Source organism: Arthrobacter sp. Hiyo1 (assembly GCF_001263615.2).
Classification (GTDB): domain Bacteria; phylum Actinomycetota; class Actinomycetes; order Actinomycetales; family Micrococcaceae; genus Arthrobacter.
The window spans coordinates 893,609-894,599 of sequence record NZ_DF952468.1 but is presented as its reverse complement, the minus strand read 5'-3'; the positions used below and the strand labels follow the sequence as shown (position 1 = coordinate 894,599).

The 991-nt window shown below is 65.6% G+C and carries 2 protein-coding genes; one reads left to right on the top strand and one right to left on the bottom strand.

Going from position 1 to position 991, the window contains the following annotated elements:
- Positions 1-419, bottom strand: a 419-nt coding sequence (locus AHiyo1_RS03855) for a thiamine-phosphate kinase (RefSeq protein ID WP_253257141.1), incomplete at its 3' end; no start/stop codon positions are given.
- A gap of 140 nt (positions 420-559) precedes the next feature.
- On the opposite strand from AHiyo1_RS03855, the gene AHiyo1_RS03850 reads away from it, so the two are divergent.
- Positions 560-991 (top strand): DUF3515 family protein (locus AHiyo1_RS03850; protein WP_059387660.1); only part of this gene is annotated, 432 nt, incomplete at its 3' end.

Below are 991 nucleotides of genomic sequence, written 5' to 3'. Positions count from 1 at the left end.
CCCAAGTCTCCCCCGGCAACCGAACAATCGGCAGCCCCCAAGCCGACGATGCCGGCCGTGAGGCCATCCGCGAAGTCCACGACCCACTGCACCGGGGTGCCGGGCGGCATGGTCAAGCTGACGACGAGGGAGACGGCGGTACCACCCATTGCGTTGATGTCGCTGAGATTCTGGGCTGCCGATTTCCAGCCGACGTCATAGCCTGTAGTCCGGTATCCGTTGTTCCATTCCAGGCGGAAGTCCTGGTCCTGGGTCTGGGTGTCGATGGAAATGAGGGTCCGGCCATCCGGGGCGGCGACGACTGCGGCGTCATCCCCCGGCCCGAGCAGCACGCTGTTGCTGTGGTTCAGGCGCGGAAAGATGCGCGCGAGGAGCTCGCCTTCGGAGAGCTCACCGACAGTCTGTTGTTCTTTGGACACAGCTCTACGCTATCGCGAACCGCCGACAACAAAGAGCTGTCCGTGGCGCCCGCTTCCCCGATCCTCGGCTCGCCGCAGCCGCGATAGGCTTGATCAATGCATCAAACGAAAGCCGCTGTGTACGTCCGCGCCTCTGTTCCTTGACAGCCGCGGCGGCTTCGGTTCTTGCCCTTGCAGCCTGCTCCCCCGTGGTCGACGTGAAGCCCGCGGCCGATGCCGCGAATGCTGCCTGCGCGCCCATGATGGTTTCGCTCCCGGACACCATCGGCGACGCCGCCCTGCGGAAGACCAATAGCCAGGCCACGGCGGCATGGGGCGACCCGTCGGTGTTGATTCTGCGTTGCGGCGTCAACGTCCCCGGCCCCACCACCGACCGCTGCGTCACCGTCAACGACGTCGACTGGGTCATCAAGGAAGGCGACCCGGTATGGACCCTGACCACGTACGGGCGCGAGCCCGCCACGGAAATCCTCATGGACCCGAACAAGATCAGCTCCGCCACGGTCCTTGCCGATCTGGCGCCTGCGGCGGCGAAAATCAAGGCCGTGCGCAAATGCGTCGGCCAGCCTGAG